Below are 354 nucleotides of genomic sequence, written 5' to 3'. Positions count from 1 at the left end.
GGTGAGGGCCGTAGGACGAGTGCGTTGCGGGTGTCTCATGCGTTCCATTCGCCGTTGATGGAGCCGATGTTGGCGGAGTTCGGGGCGGTGGTGGCCGGGCTGTCGTTCGGGGCTGCGTCGATTCCGGTGGTGTCGGGAGTGTCAGGTGAGCTGTCGCAGGAGGTCTCGACGCCGGAGTACTGGGTGCGGCATGTGCGGGAGGCTGTGCGGTTCGCGGATGCGGTGTCGTTTGTCGTGTCGCGTGGGGTGACGTCGTTCGTCGAGGTGGGTCCGGACGGTGTGCTGTGTGGGATGGCGCAGCAGTCGGTGGACGCGGAGGCTGCGGTCTTCGTTCCGCTGGTGCGTAAGGGCCGT

1 protein-coding gene is annotated in these 354 nt (G+C 66.9%); it reads left to right on the top strand.

Annotated features, from left to right (window positions below):
• Positions 1-354, top strand: a 354-nt coding sequence (locus tag JGS39_RS40375) for an acyltransferase domain-containing protein (protein ID WP_236066197.1), incomplete at both ends; no start/stop codon positions are given.

This window comes from Streptomyces poriferorum, from assembly GCF_019399235.1.
In the GTDB taxonomy this organism is placed as follows: domain Bacteria; phylum Actinomycetota; class Actinomycetes; order Streptomycetales; family Streptomycetaceae; genus Streptomyces; species Streptomyces poriferorum.
This window is presented reverse-complemented; position numbering and strand designations above follow the sequence as displayed.